We start from the raw sequence: 19272 nt of genomic DNA on the forward strand, positions 1-19272 counted from the left end.
TATTTTTACCCTGCTAACCAGAGGTTTTGGTTAGCGGGTCTATATCATTGGATACGACGGTTGACAAACATCATAGGGTCAATTTGCTGACCATTTTTTAACACTTCGTAATGCACATGTGGGCCTGTCGAACGACCAGTGCTGCCCATAATGGCAACTTCCTGACCTTTGCTTACCATCTGGCCGACCTGAACTGTCACATCTTTGGCATGAGCATAACGGGTACGATAACCGTCACTATGCTCAATTTCAACCATCTTGCCGTAACCAAAACGTTCGCCGGCCCAGGTCACTATGCCCCCTGCTGTTGCAAAAATAGAATCGCCTTCCCTACCGGCAAAATCTACCCCACGGTGCACCGCGGGCTCTCCACTAAAGGGATCGCTACGAACCCCAAAACTCGAAGACAAATAACCACTTAATACAGGGCGGCCGGATAACTGTACGCTTTTTCCTATATGGTGATTCAAATCCAGAGATTCAAGCATTGCAAATCGGGTTTGTTCGGATTGCAGGTTTTGCTCCAACTCATTAAGTTGCAACAATACAGCATTCAATTCAGCCAGACTGATTTCAGTGGAGGTTTGTGCAGGGCCTCCCATTGCAGGATCCTGATGCAGGTTAAACTCTTCGGTCGATAAATTGGCTGCGTCAATTAAACGTTCACCGACCATGTTAAGCCGGTTTACCTGAGCCTGCAGAGTTGCTACTTTAGACGTTAAGGCGGCTAACTGATTTTCTGCTCGGCGGCGGATATCTGCTATTTCTTCAGTTTCAGCGGCACGACTGAACTGGGCTTTTTCAAGTTCAGCATTGCCTTTCTGATACAGATTCGCAAAAGCGGCGCCCGCCCCAGAAGCAATACAAAACAGTAGGACTGCAGTGACAGTCAATTGCCACGGAGTACTACCAAAGCTGAAGTGGCGATGTCGGCCACGATAGAAAACTGTTACACTCATGTAACCTCAGTTTAAATTCATAAGTTAAGATGGCACGCTACTCTCAGAAACCAATGGATCTTAGTCAGTTGCTGCAGCAAAGCTCTTTGTTGTCCACTATGCAGCAAGCCAATCTGTTGCGCCAACTTAATACCGAATTAGCGCAGTTTCTGCAACTGGATCCATCAGGTTTTTGCAAAATTAGTACCATAAACGCGGGCCGCTTAGTTATTTTATGTCAATCACCCGCTTGGGCGACCCGGCTGAAAATGCAAAGAGACGCCATTCTAGACAATTTTCGCCAGAAAATCTTGCCAGATTTAGCAGGTATTGATATCGAAGTGTCACCCAATACCCAGTTGCAGTATGTCAAAGCGGAAGAAATCAAAACTGAAGGGCCGAAAATTTCTGAACAGGCAGCGGTCTATTTACTGGCTTTGGCGCAAAACAGTGAAGGTGAGTTAAAACAAAAACTGCAAAGGCTGGCAGGGTTAGCAAAAAAGCCCACACCCCCCCAGTAGGGGCTGGGCTTGTCCCTGCCCGTCTAAAATCTCAAACCAATGCCGTTGACATGAAGACGCAGTTAACAAAGCTGCAGCTTCAGGTAAGACGGGTTTAGGCAAGTTGAGGTGCCAAATATGATATTGGCATCTGAGCTTCTTTGTCGAAGCTAACAAATTCCCAGTTAGCCTGATCAGCAAGTACTGCAGACAATAACTGGTTATTTAAAGCATGTCCCGTTTTGTAACAACGGAACTCGCCCAGAATGCTGTAACCGGCCATATATAAATCACCGACCGCATCGAGAATTTTGTGTTTAATAAATTCGTCTTCGTAACGCAGACCGTCCTGGTTCAATACACGGAACTCGTCCAGCACTACGGCATTATCAAAACTGCCACCTAACGCCAGATTATTGGCGCGTAAGTATTCAATGTCCTGCAAAAATCCAAAAGTACGGGCACGGCTGATCTCTTTGATAAAAGACGCAGCAGAGAAGTCGAGCTTCATACGCTGTTTGGTTTCTGAAATCACGGGGTGATCAAAGTCGATGGCAAAATCCATACGGAAGCCGTGGTGTGGCACAAACTCAGCCCACTTATCACCGTCTTCAACCCGTACTTTTTGCTTAATACGAATGAATTTTTTGGCTTTCTTCTGCTCGCTGACACCGGCTTCCAGTAACAGGTAAACAAAAGGGTTGGCACTGCCGTCCATAATTGGAATTTCAGCAGAGTCCACTTCGATAAACAGGTTATCGATGCCTAAACCAGCCACAGCAGCCATTAAATGCTCAGTGGTGGACAGGCGCACGCCGTCATTGTTGATCAAACAAGTACACATTACAGTGTCGCCCACTAATTCAGGGCTGACTTTAAAATCAACGATCGGGTTCAGATCGACACGCCGGAAGACGATACCGGTATTATCAGGAGCAGGCCGGAGAGTAAGCGTAACCTTTTCTCCCTTGTGTAAACCTACCCCGATCGAGCTGATTGATTTTGCAATGGTACGTTGTTTAATCATATTTTTTCCTGTTCAAATATTGAACAAATCCAAAATGGCGGCGAAGCATAACATAGCTGACCAGCTATGCCAACCTTTGGGCCTTCTGTAAGCAGACTAAAAACTAGTCAGCTTGTTTGCGTAAAAACGCCGGAATATCGAAAATATCGATGTTCGCTTGCTTTTCCGCTAAAGGCTTATTTTGCACACTCGGGACTTCTAACGGAGCCTGTGACATGTCACGGGCAGTGTTACCCTGATGGTGAGCATAGCTTGTACCAGCATTACCATAAACGTGCGCTGAACGAACTGGTTCGTGGCGATGATTTGGCACCAGGCTGATATCAGGCTTACGCTCTGCACCTATACCTGTGGCAACGACAGTGACACGAAGTTCATCAGACATATCAGGATCAATCACAGCACCTACGACCACAGTCGCATTTTCTGAAGCAAAAGCTTTCACCGCATTACCCACGGTTTCAAACTCTTCGATGCTGATATCCAGACCTGCCGTGATATTGACCAGAATACCCTTGGCGCCTGATAAATCGATATCTTCCAGCAACGGGCTGGAAATAGCTTGTTCAGCTGCTTCTTCCGCACGGTCCGGACCTGAAGCACGGCCTGTACCCATCATGGCAGTACCCATTTCTGACATCACTGTACGCACGTCGGCGAAGTCAACGTTAATCAGACCTGGACGAGTAATCAGCTCAGCAATACCTTGCACTGCACCTAACAATACGTTGTTCGCCGCTTTGAATGCATCCAGCAAACTTGTGCCTTTACCTAAGACTTTTAATAACTTGTCGTTAGGGATGGTGATTAATGAGTCGACATGTTTTGCCAGCTCAGCAATACCTTCATCGGCATAAGCAGAGCGTTTTTTGCCTTCGAACGGGAATGGTTTAGTGACCACAGCTACAGTCAGGATCCCCATTTCACGTGCCACTTCTGCCACTATTGGAGCAGCACCAGTACCTGTACCACCACCCATACCGGCAGCGATAAAGATCATGTCCGCGCCTTGCAGCGTTTTCTTAATAGTTTCACGATCTTCTTCGGCAGAACGACGGCCTACTTCAGGGTTAGCACCAGCACCTAAACCTTTAGTCACGCCAGCACCCAGTTGCAATGTCATATGGGCAGACGAATTACGCAGCGCCTGCGCATCAGTATTAGCCGCAATAAATTCAACACCTTCGATGTTGCTTGCAACCATATACTCTACTGCGTTACCGCCGCCGCCACCTACACCTATGACTTTAATGACAGCTTCTTCGCTGTGGTTTTCCATTAACTCAAACATAGCTCTCTCTCCGTTTTAGTACGCTTACTCACAAAGTTAAAATTCACCCTTAAACCAGCTGGTGAGTCGTTTCACCATGCCGCCGACCGACTCGCGGGCTGCAACAGCTTTTTTCTGCTGGGTCCGCATGTCTTTTCCATAAATCAGTAAACCCACTACGCTGGCGTAGGCTGGGTCTTGTACGTATTCACGTAAACCTGTAATACCAATCGGATATCCCAACCGCACCGGCATCTGAAAGATATCTTCAGCAAACTCGATAGCGCCTTCCATTTTGGCCGTACCACCGGTCAGCACTATGCCGGCAGCGATTTGTTCTTCAAGACCAGAGCTGCGGATTTCCTCCAGCACCAGTTCAAATAATTCCTGATAACGTGGCTCTACCACCTCAGCCAGGGTATGGCGTGACATACTGCGGGCCGGACGACCGCCCACGCTTGGCACTTCAATGTTTTCTTCTTTACCTACCATGCTGCGCAGAGCACAAGCGTATTGCACTTTAATGTCTTCAGCATGGCCTAAAGGCGTGCGGAAAATTTTGGCAATATCGCTGGTGACCTGATTACCGGCCACAGGGATCACTGCGGTATGGCGCAGAGCACCATTGGTAAAGACCGAGATATCTATAGTGCCGCCGCCCATATCGACGACGCAAACACCCAGCTCTTTTTCATCATCCGTCAGCACTGCATAGCTTGATGCCAAGGAAGAAAATATCAGTTGGTCGACATGTAGCTCGCAGCGCTCGGCACATTTTTCGATATTTTTTGCCATATCATTGGCACAGGTGATGATGTGCGCTTTGGCTTCCATCCGCACCCCTGACATGCCGATTGGGCTTTTAATGCCTTCCTGCATGTCGACTGAAAACTCTTGTGGCAGCACATGCAGCATGCGACGCTCAGCCGAAATAGGTACTGACTTGGCCGCATGAATCACATTGATCACATCTTCAGCTGTGACCTCTGCGTCATTAATAGGCACCATGCCACTTTCGTTCTGACAACGAATGTGTTTGCCGGTAATACCTAAATACACAGAAGATACGCGGCAATCGGCCATCAGTTCGGCTTCTTCCACGGCGCGGCGCACAGACTGCACCACCAGGTTCAGATCGTTGACACCACCTTTGTCCATACCACGGGCTACATGAGTGCCCACACCAACAATACTTAACTGATTGTCAGCGGTAATTTCGCCCACTAAGGCTTTTACCTGTGCTGTGCCTATATCTAAGCCAACGATAAGATCACGTTCTGTCGACTTTGTCATCTTGTTCTCTTTGTTCTGGCGCTTCGACCCAACGTACAGCGACGCCTGTGTCATAACGCAAATCAACTTCGGCAACTGCCTGAGTTTTATGTTTACTAATCACAGGGTACAAATCGATAAACCGCTGCACCCGCTTTGCCGTATCTTCCCGGCCCAGAGTCAATTGAATGCCCTCTGCTAAATTCAGTTGCCAGGCCTGACGGGCTGACACTGTGAGTCCTGTTGCCGCATGCTGATGGACGGTCAGCATTTGATTCAATTGATTGAACATGGTCAGTGCATCCTGCTCGGCCCCGTCCGGACCTTGTAACTTTGGCAATGGCTGCTTTAGTTCAGCGACAGGAGCGACAAAGATCTGACCTTGTTGATTGAGTAAATAGTGGTCATTCCATACCGCGACTGGCTTATGTTCAGTCACCACCACCACGAGCGTATCAGGCCATTGTTTGCGCACGGCTGCCTGAGCGACCCAGGGTTGTTGCTGCAGAAACAGCTGCACCTGATCCACGTTCAAATTAAAAAAGTTACCCAGATACTGTTGTTGCAGCTTTTGGTTTAAACCTGCAGCTTCAATCTGAGAAAAATCGCCATAAACCTTTACTTGCTGGATAGGGGCACTCTGTTGATCCTGACTCCAGAGCCAGATCTGATAGCCTAACCAGCATACAAACCAGACGGAAAAACAGAAAAAGGCCACACCAGCCCAAAAGGCTTTGTTGATAGGTGCTTTGACTGTCTTGCCGTTTTTGGTCATAAGGTTTGTTCTAAAATCTGTAAAACTAACTGTTCAAAACTTAAACCCGCAGCTTTTGCCGCCATAGGCACTAAAGACTTCTCTGTCATACCTGGCACAGTATTCACTTCCAGCAAGTAAAAATTGCCCTGCTCGTCCAGCATGGCATCGACACGCCCCCAACCTGAAGCGCCCACAGCGGTGAAGGCAGCAGCTGCAATCTGTTGCAAAAAGGCAGTCTGATCAGCAGTTAAAGGCGCAGGACAAAGGTACTCAGTGCTAGTGGACTGATACTTGGCTTCATAGTCATAAAAAGAGCGGGGTGTTCGCATTTCAACTATGGGCAATGCCTTACCGTTTAATACAGTCACGGTAAATTCGCGACCCTGGATCCACTGTTCAACCAGTACATCAGAATCGTATTTACATGCCACAGCTAAGGCCTGTTCCAGCTCTTGTGCACTGCTTGCTGCACTCATGCCGATACTGGAGCCTTCATTCGCTGGTTTTACCATCACTTTACCAGCTAATTGCTGCAAAATATCCTGATAATTCAACTGTTTTCCAGCTTCAGCCACTAAAAATTTTGCTGTAGGTAAACCTTGTGCCTGAAACAGCCATTTGCAACGGATTTTATCCATCGCCAAGGCTGAACCTAAGACGCGGCTACCTGTGTAAGGCAAGCCCATCAGCTGCAAGGCACCTTGCATAGTACCGTCTTCACCACCACGGCCATGCAGTACGATAAATACGCGATCAAATCCAGCCGAAGTTAAAGCACTTAATGGCTGATCTTTGGGATCAAAAGCATGAGCGTCGACCCCTTGTTTTTGCAAGGCAGCCAGCACAGCAGCTCCCGAACGTAACGATACTTCTCGTTCTGCCGAGGTTCCACCAAACATGACGGCCACTTTGCCAAATTTGCTGCTCATACTTCAAGCTCCCTCGTTTGGTTTTAATGCAGAAATTGCTAATTTAGCAGCAGCCAGTTGTTTGGCCAGCGCCCCTATGTTGCCCGCCCCTTGCGTCAGCAACACATCTCCGTCCTGTAATACATCAGCCAAAGCTGCAGCTAAGTCAGAGGGCGTCGCCACATAGATAGGGTCTAACTGACCACGGGCACGGATAGAGCGGCATAAACTGCGACTGTCTGCGCCTGGAATAGCGGCTTCGCCTGCGGCATAGACTTCAAGCAATAACAATAAATCGACAGACGACAGTACTTTGGCGAAATCTTCGTATAAATCACGGGTTCTGGTGTAACGGTGTGGCTGATAAGCCATCACAATACGGCGCTCTGGCCAGGCGTTGCGCGCTGCCGCTAAAGTGGCAGCCACTTCGCTTGGATGGTGACCATAATCATCGACCAACAGCACTTTGCCACGACCTGTATCAAACTCGCCGTACTGTTCAAAGCGACGACCTATACCTTCAAATTTTTTCAGTGCAGCTAAAATGGAATCCGTGGCTATGCCTTCGTCTTTGGCGACAGCAAAAGCTGCGGTCGCGTTTAATGCATTGTGACGGCCTGCTAAATTCAGCTCAATCTGGCTGGCTACGCCTTCCTTATCAGTAACAACAAAGTGGCTTTGGGTACCCGTCTGACCGAAGTTGCTAATGACATAATCCGCATCTTCGCTAAAACCATAGGTAATGACAAAACGGCCAAGTTGTGGGATCAGCTCACGCACTACAGCATCGTCGATACACATCACAGCGACGCCATAAAAGGGCAGGTTATGGCAAAACTCCAGATAGGTGGCTTTCATTTTTTCAAAGTCACCCTGATAAGTTTCCATGTGATCAGGTTCGATATTAGTGATCACAGAGGCCATAGGCTGCAAATGCAGAAAAGAGGCATCACTCTCATCCGCTTCGGCAATTAAATAGCGACCAGCACCTAAACGCGCATTGGTGCCTGCAGAATTCAGTAAGCCGCCAATAACAAAAGTAGGATCAGTGCCCGCTTCTGCAAAAATAGAAGCGATTAAGCTGGTGGTGGTGGTTTTACCGTGAGTACCGGCAATAGCAATGCCATGGCGGAAACGCATTAATTCAGCCAGCATTTCAGCGCGGCGCACCACCGGAATACGATGTTCTATAGCAGCAGCTACTTCCGGGTTATCGGTTTTAATAGCGCTGGACACCACAACTACGCTGGCACCTTCAATGTTTTCAGCTTTGTGGCCTATCACAATGCAGGCACCTAACGAAGCTAAACGGTCTACCACAGGGTTTGGCGCTATATCTGAGCCCGAAACTTTATAACCTTCATTGACTAATACTTCGGCAATACCACCCATACCAGCGCCACCGATCCCCACGAAGTGGATCCGATCTACTCTGCGCATAGCATTTTTATTTTGTTGTTTTGTATTGCTACTCATTTAGTCATACCTGTTACTTCACCACAGACTCTTACAACCTGTTCTGCGGCATCATCTATTGCTGTTCTGCGGGCATTATTTGCCAAATGACGCAGTGCACTTTTGTCCTGCAACCAGGACTGAAGCAAAGGCAACAAAGCACCTTTACTAAATTCGCTTTGTGGCAGTAGTACTGCCCCTTGTTTTTGTACTAACCAACTGGCGTTAGCCGTCTGGTGATCATCAATAGCGGATGGCAAAGGCACAAAAACTGCAGCCACACCGGCACAGGCCACTTCAGACACAGTCAAAGCGCCGGCACGGCAAATCACCAGATCGGCCCAAGTGTATGCAGCAGCCATATCTTCAATAAAAGCACTGGCGCTGACTTTTAATTCAGGCAAAGCCGCATACGCCTGCTGTACCTGCTGCTCCATCGCCTTACCGGTCTGATGGCGTATTTCCAGCGCACCAGAGTGAGCAGCTTGTGCAAACAGAGCTGGCAATTGCTGGTTAAAGACTTGCGCGCCTAAACTGCCCCCTACGACTAATACTTTTAAACTTGATGTTGGCGCCTGTAGTTGTTTTTGTGCAGACACAGCCAGTACTTCAGCACGCACCGGGTTGCCAACGACCAGGCGGTCTGTACGGTCAGCAAAGGCTTGTGGAAAAGCCACTAATACTCTCTTTGCAATGCTGGCTAACACTCTATTGGTCGTACCCGCAACGGCATTTTGCTCATGTACTATTAAAGGTTTACCCGCTAACCAGGCAGCTAATCCACCTGGACCACTGGCATAACCACCAAAACCAACAACCAGTTCCGGATCCAGTTGCTTCACTAAAGCACGGGCCTGACTGATAGAGCGCCATAACATCAGAGGTGCTTTCACTAAGCTCTTGAAACCTTTACCACGTAAACCTGCTACAGCAATGCTATGAAACGGGAAACCAAACTGCGGCACTAAAGTCGCTTCCATCCGGTCCGCTGTACCAAGCCAGTGAATGGCCCAGCCTTGTTGCTGCAAAAGCTCTGCTACAGCTTTGGCAGGAAAAATATGACCACCTGTGCCACCTGCCATAATCAGCGCGGTTTTTTTCTTACCGGCAGTTTGCATCAGCTCAGGCATGAGGACCTCCACTGATGGCATGACGACCTTTGAGTCGTACTTCAAAATCGATGCGTATTAACAAGGCTGCAGCGACTAACATGATAATTAAACTACTACCGCCAGAGCTGATAAAAGGTAAAGTTAAACCTTTGGTAGGCAAAACACCGCTGGCAACACCTACGTTGACGCAGGTTTGAAAACCTATCCAAATTGCCAGTGCATAAGCTAAAAAACCATGAAAACTCATGCCTTTAAACAAGGCCTTGTTACCAATCCATAAAGCGCGGCTGACCAGTAAAAACAGCAGACTCAAGACCACGAAAACTCCTACCAAGCCGGTTTCTTCCGCAATAACAGCGAAAATAAAGTCGGTATGAGCTTCCGGTAAGTACTCCAGCTTTTGCACACTGTTGCCTAATCCCTGACCAAACCAGCTACCACGGCCAAAAGCCATCAGCGATTGGGTTAACTGGTAGCCGTTACCAAAAGGATCGGCCCATGGATCTAGAAAGGAAGTCACACGACGCCAACGGTATTCGCTATAGACTATTAATACGCCAATAGCGGCAAGGCCTGTGAAAATTAAACAGAAAAACTGCCACAACTTAGCACCTGCCAAAAACAGCAGCACCACAGAGGTAGCAAACATGACAATGACAGTTCCAAGATCTGGTTGCATCAGCAATAGCACAGCCAGAATAAACAAAATGATCAGAGGCTTAATAAAGCCTTTTAAGTTTTCACGAACTTCTTCATGCCGACGCACCAGGTAACTGGCCAGATAAACGAAGAAGAACAGTTTAGCAGGTTCAGCCGCTTGAATATTAATGGGCCCAAGTGCCAGCCAGCGCGTTGAACCATTGACATTTCGACCAAATAACAACACGGCGATCAACAGCACCAAAGCCAACATCAGTAATAAAATATTGGTGTTATGCCACCAGGACACAGGCACATTGAGCACCAGATAAGAAGCACCTAAGCCGATGACCAAATAGACCAGATGACGAATGGTAAAATGCATAGGGTTGCCATGTAAACGCTCTGCCACAGGCACTGAGGCACTGGTCACCATAATAATACCAACGCCAACCACTAATGCCAGCAAGACTAAAAACAGCTTGTCGTAGCTGTTACTTTCGTCACGCTGCCACCACAAAACTATGGCTTCGATGGGGGAAGGGATCAGGTTCAGTAGCATTTGCTTCATAACCATACCTTCTGGACCGCTGCGGCAAACTGCTGGCCACGGTCTTCATAATTTTTAAACATATCAAGACTGGCACAGGCAGGCGATAACAACACCAAATCATCCGCAGTGGCGAGCTGAGCTGCAGTTTTCACTGCAGCCATTAAATCTTTGACTTCAAAGCTGCCAGCTTTTAGCGCAGCTATCGCAGGACCGTCCTGCCCTAAAGTAATTAAGTGATCAACATCACTATTTAACACCCCGGCAAGTTCGCTAAAATCCGCACCTTTGCCATCACCACCTGCAATTAAAATCAACTTACCAGCAACCTCAGGTCGTAAACCTGCAATAGCCGCCAAAGTAGCGCCGACATTGGTGGCTTTGGAATCATTCACCCAACGCACTGCTTTGTGATTCGCGACCAGTTGGCAACGGTGAGGTAAAGACACAAAAGTTTTTAACGCCTGAATCAACGCAGAACGGCTGGCACCTGCGGCAAGAGCCAAAGCACAACTGACTAACGCATTAAACTGGTTATGTAAACCTACAATGGCCATATCGCGTATGGGCATTAGCGCTTCACCTGACACCAGCAGCCAGCTATCGTTTTGCAGCTGTACCACGCCGTAGTCTGCACCTGTCAGGTCCAACGCCAGAGAAGCCACTGAAGCTTTTGGAGTAGTCAAGGCATCAGCTTTATTGTAAATAGCCAGTTGTGTGCCCTTGTACACTCTCTGTTTAGAGGCAGCATAGGCAGCCATGGTGCCGTATCTATCCATATGGTCTTCAGTTACATTCAGAATACAGGCCGCTTTGCTCTGCAGGGAATGAGTCGTATCCAGTTGGAAGCTCGATAACTCCAGTACAAAGACATCAGCGTCGCTTTGCAACGCATCGAGAATAGGTAAACCAATATTGCCTGCTGCTATGGCTTTTATGCCTGAACATTGCAGCATAAAAGCAGTTAAACTAGTCACAGTTGATTTGCCATTCGAACCTGTAATGGCTAACACAGGCTTCTGGTTTTGCAGTGCAAATAACTCCACATCACCAATCAAGTGTGCGCCTTGCGCTAAGGCAAAACGTATCGCTGGATGTTTAGGGTCTAAGCCTGGGCTGACCACCAACACATCCATTTGAGCCAGACGGTTAGCGTCCAGCTCACCTAAATAAATCCCGTCCACCTTGTCTGCGGGGATCTGCTCCAGCCCTGAGACTTTGGCTCGAGTGTCCATCAGCACAGGTTTGACGCCTTGTTTCAGCAAAAAGCGCACTGTAGCCAGACCTGAAAGGCCTAGTCCTATCACAGCAACACGTTTTCCCTGAAACAACTTAGCGTTCATTTTTATCTCAGTTTTAAAGTAGCCAAACCAATCAGCACAAAAATAACTGACAAAATCCAGAACCGGACAATAACGCGAGGTTCAGGCCAACCTTTTAATTCGTAGTGATGATGAATAGGTGCCATACGGAAAATACGCTGGCCACGAAGTTTGTAGGAACCAACCTGCAAAATTACCGACACAGTTTCCATCACAAAAACGCCACCCATGATAAAGAGCACTATTTCCTGACGGACTAAAATGGCGATCACCCCAAGCACTGCGCCTAAAGCTAAAGAGCCTACATCGCCCATAAAGACCTGAGCTGGATAGGTGTTAAACCAAAGGAAACCAAGACCTGCGCCGACCAAAGCTGCACAGACTACTACCAGTTCACTGGCGTGAGGCAGGTAAGGAATATTCAGGTAACTGGCAAAATTCACGTTGCCGCTGGCATAAGCAATGATCGCGAAAGCAAAGGCCACCATAATGGTTGGAACTATAGCTAAACCGTCCAAACCATCGGTTAAATTCACGGCGTTGCTGGTACCCACAATGACGAAGTAACACAAAGCAATAAAGATAAAGCCAAGCTGCGGCAACACATCTTTTATAAAGGGCAGTACTAAACTGGTTTCTGCCGGACGTTCCGCTGTCGCATAGAGGAAAAAGGCGATGGCAACAGCAAATAAGGACTGCCAGAAATATTTCCACTTGGCGATCAAGCCTTTTGGATCTTTACGCACAACCTTGCGGTAATCGTCAATAAAGCCAATCCAGCCAAAGCTTATCAGCGTAAAAATAACGACCCAAACGTATTTATTGGTGAGATCAGCCCATAACACAATACTGGTCAGCACTGAACCTAAAATCAGCAAACCTCCCATGGTAGGAGTGCCTTTTTTAGAGAAGTGGCTTTGTGGACCATCGTCACGAACTGTTTGACCAATTTGCAGTTGCTGTAACTTGGAGATCAGTTTAGGGCCGAAATACAGGCTGAGCATTAAGGCTGTCAAAATACCCAGAATAGACCTGAAGGTCAGGTAACTGAATACGTTAAAAGCATTGATATATTGAGTTAAATACTCGGCTAACCACACTAACATGAACTGATCTCCTGCTGACATCTTTCTAGCAAGTCCTGCACTACCAATTCCATTTTGGCGCTGCGCGAACCTTTGACCAGTACAGTCGCGTTAGACTGCTCATCAAGGATCGGGCTTAACTTCTGGATCAGTTGCTGACGGGAACTAAAATGGGCCCCTTGGCCGTTAAACAAATCACTGGCGCTCTGTGATAACACACCCAGGGTGAATAACAGATTAATTCCCTTCTGTTTGGCGTATAAACCTACTTCCTCATGGTACAAACGGGCGTCCGCACCCAACTCTCCCATATCACCAAAAACCAAAACTCTGAATCCCGGATAAGTCGCTAGTAAATCGATAGCCGCTTTAGTAGATTCAGAATTCGCGTTATAGGTATCGTCAATCAGACGTAATTTGTCACTGGCTTGCGTCACGTTGATACGGCCTTTGACCGGCTTCATCGCAGCCAAACCTAACTGCACATCTATCAGACTGGCCCCCAAAGCCAAAGTCGCAGCGGCTGCCGCCAACGCATTGGCCACATTATGCTTGCCTGGTAGCACCAACTGCACAAAGATGCGGCCTTGTGGGCAGATCAGATCAAAACTGGCACAACCCTGTTCATTCAGCACTATATGTTCGGCACTGAAATCAGCGGCTTGAGTACTGCTAAAAGTCAGTACCTTTTTATCCTGTAAACGCTTTAACCAATACTCGGAAAACTCGCTATCCAGCGGCACTATAGCCACGCCATCAGCGCCTAAAGAGCCATAAATTTCACCTTTGGCACGAGCTACACCAAACAAGTCACCAAAACCTTCCAGATGGGCTGCCGCCACATTGGTGATCACGGAAACCTCAGGTTTTACTAAAGACGAGGTATAAGCAATTTCGCCTAAATGATTGGCGCCCAGCTCCATCACTGCATACTGATGTTGCTCCGTTAACCTTAATAAGGTTAAAGGTGCTCCAATATCGTTATTAAAGTTGCCTGCTGTCGCGAGCACATTGCCAATGCGGTCCAAAATGGCCGCCATCATTTCTTTGACTGTGGTTTTACCTACACTGCCAGTCACAGCCACAGACTTAGGATTGACCTTTTGTTTTACACCAGCACCTAAAGCACCTAAAGCCAAGCGGGTGTCAGCAACAATAATTTGCGGCACTGCTACATCGAGCTGCTGATCAACAATCAAAGCTACAGCGCCTTTGGCAATCACATCAGCAGCGAACTGGTGACCATCAAAGTTCGGGCCTTTTAAGGCAATAAACAAATCGCCTTGGTTGATATTGCGGCTGTCTGTGCTGACACTCTGAATTTGAATATCAGCGCCAACCAGTTGTCCCTGCACTAACTGTGCTATTTCTCTTGTTTGTAGAGGGATCATAAAGCAGTCTCCGTCACCAGTTGTAGGACAAAGGCACGTTCGTCGTAGGGTAAAACTTCATGGCCAATGATTTGATAATCTTCGTGCCCCTTACCAGCGATCAGTACCAGGTCACCAGCTTTGGCTTGTTCTAATGCTGTGCGTATCGCCGTTTTACGATCGGTGATCAGCTGATACTGCTGTTGTGTGCAACCTGCAGCTATATCCAGACAAATTGCCATCACATCTTCAGTACGGGGATTGTCTGCGGTAATAATCAACTGATCGGCTAAGCGCTCAGCAATAGCGCCCATTAAAGGCCGTTTGCCTTTATCGCGGTCGCCGCCACAACCAAACACAGCCCAAAGCTTGCCCTGACAATGATTGCGCACTGCAATTAAGGTTTGCTCCAGCGCATCAGGCGTATGGGCGTAATCCACCACAGCCATCACCTTGCGGCTTGGTTGATAAAACTGCTCGATACGGCCTGGCACGCTGCAAAGCTGCTGCACTGCGGCCACCAAAGCGTCAAAACTGTGGCCCAGCTGCAACATGGCGCCGAACGCTGCCAATACGTTTTGAATGTTAAATTCACCCAGCACTTTAAGTTGCAGCTGCTGTTGACCTAAATGACTGCTTAAGCGGAACTGATAACCCAGTGGAGTGATTTCCAGCTGGTCGTAAGCTAAATATTCGCTATAGCCCACACAATCTTCAAGCTTGCCATAAGCCAGCACTGGCAAAGTGCAGTCCGCAGCTAACTGGCGACCAAAGTCGTCAGAGACATTAATCACAGCTTTTTTGGCTAAATCCGCTTTAAACAACAAAGCCTTGGCTTCGCCATACGCTTGCATAGTGCCGTGATAATCCAGGTGATCGCGGGTTAAATTGCTAAACACAGCCACCTCAAACTGCAAACCAGCCACACGCTGTTGCACCAAGGCATGAGAGGATACTTCCATCGCCACCAACTCTGCGCCTTTAGCGGCTTCAGCCGACAGAATGCGGTGAATATCCACCAGATGAGGCGTAGTGTTATTTAATGGCGTCAGATTACGGTAATCGCCATAACCCAAAGTGCCAATCACAGCGGCTTGTTGCTCTAGCAGTACAGCTAATTGATTGACAAAAATTGCAGTGCTGGATTTGCCGTTGGTGCCGGTAATACCCACAAGTTGCAGCGCCTGATGCGGATAAAAAGCGGCAGCTAAATCGCTCAGTTGTTCAACCAGATTGCTAACCACCACAATAGGTTCATCATGCAGCGAACTCTGAGTATCAGTCAGTACCAACACAGCACCAGCTGCTAAGGCTTTTTCAATAAACTGATTGCCATGAGTTTTAGTACCTGGCAAAGCCAGAAACACATCACCGCTTTGCACTTCTGAGCTATTGATACGCAGATTCTTCAATGGCAAAGCTGCCACAGAAGTTGGCAGCTGGATTGCAAAAGGAGTAAGCCAGAGCTGGAGTGAGTTAGCCTGCATTGGGCACCTCACTGACTTTGGTAATACGGCTGTCGGTAGCATCAGGCGCAATATTTAATAACTGCATTGCAGCACCCGATACCGCAGAGAACACTGGAGCTGCTACTTCACCACCGTAGTAATAATCGCCGCTTGGTTCGTTGATAATAACCACCACAGCAATACGAGGGTTTGAAATTGGGGCTATACCGGCAAAAGAGCCAATGTAATCATCGCTGTAACCACGGATACCGGCCTTTTTCGCTGTACCGGTTTTACCACCTACACGATAACCAGGTACTGCGGCTTTTTTCGCGCTGCCACCAGGGCCAACCACTGCTTCTAACATGGCAACCATATTATCGGCATGCTCTTCGCTGACCACTCGTTCACCTTGAGGTTTATTGCTGCTTTTGAAAATAGACAAAGGATAAGACACTCCGCCATTGCCGATAGTGGCGTAAATACGGGCCAGTTGTACTGCGTTTACAGTAAAGCTGTAACCAAAGGAGACGGTGGCCAGCGCATGCTCGCCCCAACGACGTTGTTCACGTAAAACCCCTGGGGTTTCGCCCGTCAGGCCTAAACCTGTTTCAGAGCCCACACCCATTTTGTAATACATATCAAGAAATTTGTCGGTAGGCATACCTAAAGCTAAACGGGTAACGCCTATGTTACTGGACTTGCGCATTATGCCAGTCAGGTCCAGATCACCATAACCATTAATATCCCGCACTAAACGGCCACCAATACGCACAGGACCATAACCTGTCGAAATCACTGTTTCCATAGTGGCAGTGCCATTTTCCAATGCAGCTAAAACAGGCAAAGGTTTAATGGTGGAACCCGGTTCAAAAGTATCTGTAATAGCACGATTACGGTATCTGTTGCTGTCGGTATTCTTCCTGTTGTTTGGGTTATACGAAGGAGCATTGGCCAGCGCCAGTACCTCCCCGTTATGTACGTCCACCACCACGACAGAACCCGAAGTAGCACCAAATTGCATTACAGCTTTCTTCAGCTCACGATATGCCACAGCCTGAATGCGCTGGTCGATACTCAATTGGATATTATTTGAGGCCTGGCCATCGGTTTGTGACAAAACCTCAACCTCGCGGCCTTTGGCATCTTTGCGGATGGTCTTTAATGCGGGCTTGCCAGTTAACTGGTCGTTAAACTGACGTTCAATGCCTTCCATGCCCTGGTCGTCTACATTGGTAAAACCCAATAAGTGCGCCGTAACCTCACCAGCCGGATAATAACGACGGGATTCCTGCTGAAAAGCAATACCCGGAATTTTTAACTGTTTGATGTAATCCACAGTGGCAGGGCTGGCCTGGCGCTGTAAATACACAAAACGCTTGGTATCGTCTGCGCCTATCTTGTCAGACAATTGCTGAGGACTGATTTGCAGCATATCAGCCAGCGCATGCCAGCGACGCTCATCAATTTTATGTCTGCTGCGCAGTACCAGCTGTGGATCAGCCCAAATGGATTGAACAGGTACGCTGACCGCCAGCTCTTCGCCATTTCGGTCTAAAATCATGCCACGCATGGCAGCATCAGATTTCACCCTCAGGGTACGCATATCACCTTGTTCCAGCAGCATTTCAGGCTCGAGTACCTGCAAATAAGCAGCACGGATTATCAGCGCGCTAAATACAGCAAATAATGACAGAATCACAAAAGCAAAACGCCAACTGATAACAGTCGGCTGTTGATTCTTTTTCGCCTGCTTTTTAGGTGCTGCTGGTTTTTTTATCATGGTTCCTGCACCACCACATCTTGCGGACCGCTGGGCCTGATCATATTGAGTTTGGTTGCGGCTAACTCTTCTACCCTGCTATGTTCCGACAAGGCCCTCTGCTCCAGCAACAAGTTGCGCCACTCCATCTCAAGGGTGTCACGATGCTGCAGTATTCTGTCTTCGTACATCGTCAACTGGCGGTTCATATGAGTGAACTCGACCACGGCCAAAGCTGAACCTAAGCAGCACAACATCAGCACCAGCAAAAACTTATGTTGCCAGATATCGCTTATGATCAGTCGGTTCAGTCTAATCGCGCTCATGCGGTTTTCTCAGCTATACGTAACACAGCGCTGCGGGCACGGACGTTGTTTTCCAGTTCAGCATCAGACGGCATAATAGCTTTGCCAATCAGTTTTAATGGGGTGTACAGGTTCAGCTGGTCTTGTGTCAGAGGTAAACCTTTAGGAATAGCTGCACCTTTGCTTTTTAACCGCATAAACTGTTTCACCATACGGTCTTCCAACGAATGGAAACTGATCACAGTTAAACGACCACCAGGTTTTAACACATGCACAGCAGCGTCCAGCGCAGTTTTAATCTGATCCAGTTCGCTGTTGATATAAATACGGATACCCTGGAAGCTACGAGTTGCAGGATGTTTTTTCTCTTTATGACTTTTTGGTACTACAGTGCTGATTAAACTAGCCAGTTGAGCAGTGCGGGTCAGTGGTTGCTCACTGCGACTATCAACTATGGCATTGGCTATACGCCATGCCGATTTTTCTTCGCCGTATTCACGTAACACAAAAGTAATGTCTTCGACATCGGCTTTAGCCAGCCAGTCGGCAGCGGAAATACCTGATGTTGGGTCCATCCGCATATCCAGCGGGCCATCACGCATAAAGCTAAAACCACGTTCTGCGTCATCAAGTTGCGGCGAGGACACACCTAAATCCAGCAATATACCGTCGACTTTTCCGGTAATGCCGTGGTCTTCAGCGATTTGAGCTAAAGCGGCAAAAGGACTGTGGGTAATAGAAAAACGTGGGTCGGCCAACAAAGGCTCTGCCGCGGCAATAGCTGCCGGGTCGCGATCAATACCGTATAAACGGCCTTGTTCGCCTAGTTTAGACAGGATCACTCTACTGTGGCCACCGCGGCCAAAGGTACCGTCGAGATAAATCCCGTCGGGTTTGATGGCTAATCCGTCTATGGTTTCAGCCAATAGTACGGAGATATGGGCGCTTTGATCCATTAGAGTACAAAATCCTGCAGCCGTTCAGAGATCTCAGCGTCGACGGCCATATCGCGTTCAATTGCCATATCTTCAGCAACACGCTTATTCCAGGTGTCTTCGTCCCAGATCTCAAATTTATTAAGTTGTCCGACTAAGCGGATGTTTTTTGTCAGGCTGGCATGGCTTCTGAGTGGCGCAGGCAATAAAATGCGGCCGCTTTTATCCATATCACAATCTGACGCATGGCCTATCAATAAGCGTTTAAAGCGTAATTCTTGTGGATTCTGGTTGGATAAACGTTGCAATTGCTCCGCAACCTCTTCCCATTCAGGCAATGGATAAAGTAATAAACAGGGGTCTTTAGTATGGATAGTGCAGACCATGGCGCCTTCGGCATCAGCAAATAAGGTATCACGGTAACGCGTTGGCAGCGCTAACCGACCCTTATCATCCAATGTTAAAGAAAACGAACCACGGAACATGTTAATCCCACTTTGTTTTTGTTTGATCCTGATATTTGATCCACAAATACCCACAATTTCCCACTGATGTACAGTTTAGGGCCGCGGAAGAAAGCTTGTCAAGGTCGAACCTCCTTTGTTTGCTGCTGACAG

At 47.9% G+C, this 19272-nt stretch carries 18 protein-coding genes; 1 reads left to right on the forward strand and 17 read right to left on the reverse strand.

The genetic code is table 11. The annotated features are described in order from the left end of the window. Positions 1–44: 44 nt before the first annotated feature. A complete protein-coding gene (locus tag EMM73_RS12335) occupies positions 45–959 on the reverse strand; it encodes a M23 family metallopeptidase (protein ID WP_127686738.1) in 915 nt (304 codons plus the stop codon). A gap of 53 nt (positions 960–1012) precedes the next feature. Between EMM73_RS12335 and EMM73_RS12340 the strand changes: the two genes are divergently transcribed. Continuing rightward, a complete protein-coding gene (locus EMM73_RS12340) occupies positions 1013–1459 on the forward strand; it encodes a DUF721 domain-containing protein (RefSeq protein ID WP_261373396.1) in 447 nt (148 codons plus the stop codon). A 94-nt stretch (positions 1460–1553) separates the two neighbouring features. On the opposite strand, the gene lpxC is transcribed toward EMM73_RS12340, so the two are convergent. From lpxC to mraZ, 16 genes are all read right to left on the reverse strand, one after another. After that, positions 1554–2465 carry a UDP-3-O-acyl-N-acetylglucosamine deacetylase gene (gene lpxC / locus EMM73_RS12345; RefSeq protein ID WP_127686740.1) on the reverse strand — a complete coding sequence of 304 codons (912 nt, stop codon included), beginning with the start codon at positions 2463–2465 and terminating at the stop codon, positions 1554–1556. Between the two features lie 103 nt (positions 2466–2568). Next, a complete protein-coding gene (gene ftsZ / locus EMM73_RS12350; RefSeq protein ID WP_127686741.1) occupies positions 2569–3756 on the reverse strand; it encodes a cell division protein FtsZ in 1188 nt (395 codons plus the stop codon). A gap of 36 nt (positions 3757–3792) precedes the next feature. Next, on the reverse strand, positions 3793–5028 hold the full coding sequence (gene ftsA, locus EMM73_RS12355; protein WP_046519051.1) for a cell division protein FtsA: 1236 nt from the start codon (positions 5026–5028) through the stop codon (positions 3793–3795). Beyond that, positions 5006–5782, reverse strand: a complete 777-nt coding sequence (locus EMM73_RS12360) for a cell division protein FtsQ/DivIB (RefSeq protein WP_127686742.1) — start codon at positions 5780–5782, stop codon at positions 5006–5008. The genes ftsA and EMM73_RS12360 overlap by 23 nt, the downstream gene beginning before the upstream one ends. Beyond that, positions 5779–6693, reverse strand: coding sequence for a D-alanine--D-alanine ligase (locus EMM73_RS12365; RefSeq protein ID WP_127686743.1), 915 nt, complete (start codon positions 6691–6693; stop codon positions 5779–5781). Before EMM73_RS12365 ends, EMM73_RS12360 begins: the two co-directional genes overlap by 4 nt. Positions 6694–6696: 3 nt before the next feature. After that, positions 6697–8148 (reverse strand): UDP-N-acetylmuramate--L-alanine ligase, encoded by a 1452-nt coding sequence (gene murC / locus EMM73_RS12370; RefSeq protein ID WP_127686744.1) that lies wholly within the window; start codon positions 8146–8148, stop codon positions 6697–6699. Beyond that, entirely contained in the window at positions 8145–9257 is a 1113-nt protein-coding gene (gene murG, locus EMM73_RS12375) for an undecaprenyldiphospho-muramoylpentapeptide beta-N-acetylglucosaminyltransferase (protein WP_127686745.1), read from the reverse strand. The genes murC and murG overlap by 4 nt, the downstream gene beginning before the upstream one ends. Continuing rightward, the gene (ftsW, locus tag EMM73_RS12380) at positions 9250–10449 is read right to left on the reverse strand and encodes a putative lipid II flippase FtsW (protein ID WP_127686746.1); all 1200 of its coding nucleotides are present in this window, start codon (positions 10447–10449) and stop codon (positions 9250–9252) included. Before ftsW ends, murG begins: the two co-directional genes overlap by 8 nt. Continuing rightward, positions 10446–11771, reverse strand: coding sequence for a UDP-N-acetylmuramoyl-L-alanine--D-glutamate ligase (murD, locus tag EMM73_RS12385; protein ID WP_127686747.1), 1326 nt, complete (start codon positions 11769–11771; stop codon positions 10446–10448). Before murD ends, ftsW begins: the two co-directional genes overlap by 4 nt. Positions 11772–11773: 2 nt before the next feature. Continuing rightward, positions 11774–12856 carry a phospho-N-acetylmuramoyl-pentapeptide-transferase gene (gene mraY / locus EMM73_RS12390; protein ID WP_127686748.1) on the reverse strand — a complete coding sequence of 361 codons (1083 nt, stop codon included), beginning with the start codon at positions 12854–12856 and terminating at the stop codon, positions 11774–11776. Then, positions 12850–14226 (reverse strand): UDP-N-acetylmuramoyl-tripeptide--D-alanyl-D-alanine ligase, encoded by a 1377-nt coding sequence (locus tag EMM73_RS12395; RefSeq protein WP_127686749.1) that lies wholly within the window; start codon positions 14224–14226, stop codon positions 12850–12852. The genes mraY and EMM73_RS12395 overlap by 7 nt, the downstream gene beginning before the upstream one ends. After that, entirely contained in the window at positions 14223–15692 is a 1470-nt protein-coding gene (locus tag EMM73_RS12400; protein WP_127686750.1) for a UDP-N-acetylmuramoyl-L-alanyl-D-glutamate--2,6-diaminopimelate ligase, read from the reverse strand. The genes EMM73_RS12395 and EMM73_RS12400 overlap by 4 nt, the downstream gene beginning before the upstream one ends. Next, positions 15682–17436, reverse strand: a complete 1755-nt coding sequence (locus EMM73_RS12405) for a penicillin-binding transpeptidase domain-containing protein (protein WP_186435207.1) — start codon at positions 17434–17436, stop codon at positions 15682–15684. Before EMM73_RS12405 ends, EMM73_RS12400 begins: the two co-directional genes overlap by 11 nt. Beyond that, on the reverse strand, positions 17433–17741 hold the full coding sequence (ftsL, locus tag EMM73_RS12410) for a cell division protein FtsL (protein WP_127686751.1): 309 nt from the start codon (positions 17739–17741) through the stop codon (positions 17433–17435). The genes EMM73_RS12405 and ftsL overlap by 4 nt, the downstream gene beginning before the upstream one ends. After that, positions 17738–18676: a 16S rRNA (cytosine(1402)-N(4))-methyltransferase RsmH gene (gene rsmH / locus EMM73_RS12415; protein ID WP_127686752.1), complete on the reverse strand. Its 939-nt coding sequence runs from the start codon at positions 18674–18676 to the stop codon at positions 17738–17740. Before rsmH ends, ftsL begins: the two co-directional genes overlap by 4 nt. Beyond that, on the reverse strand, positions 18676–19140 hold the full coding sequence (mraZ, locus tag EMM73_RS12420) for a division/cell wall cluster transcriptional repressor MraZ (protein WP_127686753.1): 465 nt from the start codon (positions 19138–19140) through the stop codon (positions 18676–18678). The genes rsmH and mraZ overlap by 1 nt, the downstream gene beginning before the upstream one ends. Between the last annotated feature and the right edge of the window lie 132 nt (positions 19141–19272).

The sequence above is a fragment of the Rheinheimera sediminis genome (assembly GCF_004005375.1).
Classification (GTDB): Bacteria; Pseudomonadota; Gammaproteobacteria; order Enterobacterales; family Alteromonadaceae; genus Pararheinheimera.

What these genes read in the sequence shown, in the direction of transcription:
- murG (WP_127686745.1), bottom strand. Translation starts at nt 9,257, where the DNA reads ATGCCTGAGCTGATGCAAACTGCCGGTAAGAAAAAAACCGCGCTGATT.
- mraZ (WP_127686753.1), bottom strand. Translation starts at nt 19,140, where the DNA reads ATGTTCCGTGGTTCGTTTTCTTTAACATTGGATGATAAGGGTCGGTTA.
- murD (WP_127686747.1), bottom strand. Translation starts at nt 11,771, where the DNA reads ATGAACGCTAAGTTGTTTCAGGGAAAACGTGTTGCTGTGATAGGACTA.
- lpxC (WP_127686740.1), bottom strand. Translation starts at nt 2,465, where the DNA reads ATGATTAAACAACGTACCATTGCAAAATCAATCAGCTCGATCGGGGTA.
- EMM73_RS12395 (WP_127686749.1), bottom strand. Translation starts at nt 14,226, where the DNA reads ATGATCCCTCTACAAACAAGAGAAATAGCACAGTTAGTGCAGGGACAA.
- murC (WP_127686744.1), bottom strand. Translation starts at nt 8,148, where the DNA reads ATGAGTAGCAATACAAAACAACAAAATAAAAATGCTATGCGCAGAGTA.
- EMM73_RS12340 (WP_261373396.1), top strand. Translation starts at nt 1,013, where the DNA reads ATGGATCTTAGTCAGTTGCTGCAGCAAAGCTCTTTGTTGTCCACTATG.
- ftsL (WP_127686751.1), bottom strand. Translation starts at nt 17,741, where the DNA reads ATGAGCGCGATTAGACTGAACCGACTGATCATAAGCGATATCTGGCAA.
- mraY (WP_127686748.1), bottom strand. Translation starts at nt 12,856, where the DNA reads ATGTTAGTGTGGTTAGCCGAGTATTTAACTCAATATATCAATGCTTTT.
- EMM73_RS12405 (WP_186435207.1), bottom strand. Translation starts at nt 17,436, where the DNA reads ATGATAAAAAAACCAGCAGCACCTAAAAAGCAGGCGAAAAAGAATCAA.
- EMM73_RS12400 (WP_127686750.1), bottom strand. Translation starts at nt 15,692, where the DNA reads ATGCAGGCTAACTCACTCCAGCTCTGGCTTACTCCTTTTGCAATCCAG.
- EMM73_RS12360 (WP_127686742.1), bottom strand. Translation starts at nt 5,782, where the DNA reads ATGACCAAAAACGGCAAGACAGTCAAAGCACCTATCAACAAAGCCTTT.
- ftsW (WP_127686746.1), bottom strand. Translation starts at nt 10,449, where the DNA reads ATGAAGCAAATGCTACTGAACCTGATCCCTTCCCCCATCGAAGCCATA.
- rsmH (WP_127686752.1), bottom strand. Translation starts at nt 18,676, where the DNA reads ATGGATCAAAGCGCCCATATCTCCGTACTATTGGCTGAAACCATAGAC.
- EMM73_RS12365 (WP_127686743.1), bottom strand. Translation starts at nt 6,693, where the DNA reads ATGAGCAGCAAATTTGGCAAAGTGGCCGTCATGTTTGGTGGAACCTCG.
- ftsZ (WP_127686741.1), bottom strand. Translation starts at nt 3,756, where the DNA reads ATGTTTGAGTTAATGGAAAACCACAGCGAAGAAGCTGTCATTAAAGTC.
- EMM73_RS12335 (WP_127686738.1), bottom strand. Translation starts at nt 959, where the DNA reads ATGAGTGTAACAGTTTTCTATCGTGGCCGACATCGCCACTTCAGCTTT.
- ftsA (WP_046519051.1), bottom strand. Translation starts at nt 5,028, where the DNA reads ATGACAAAGTCGACAGAACGTGATCTTATCGTTGGCTTAGATATAGGC.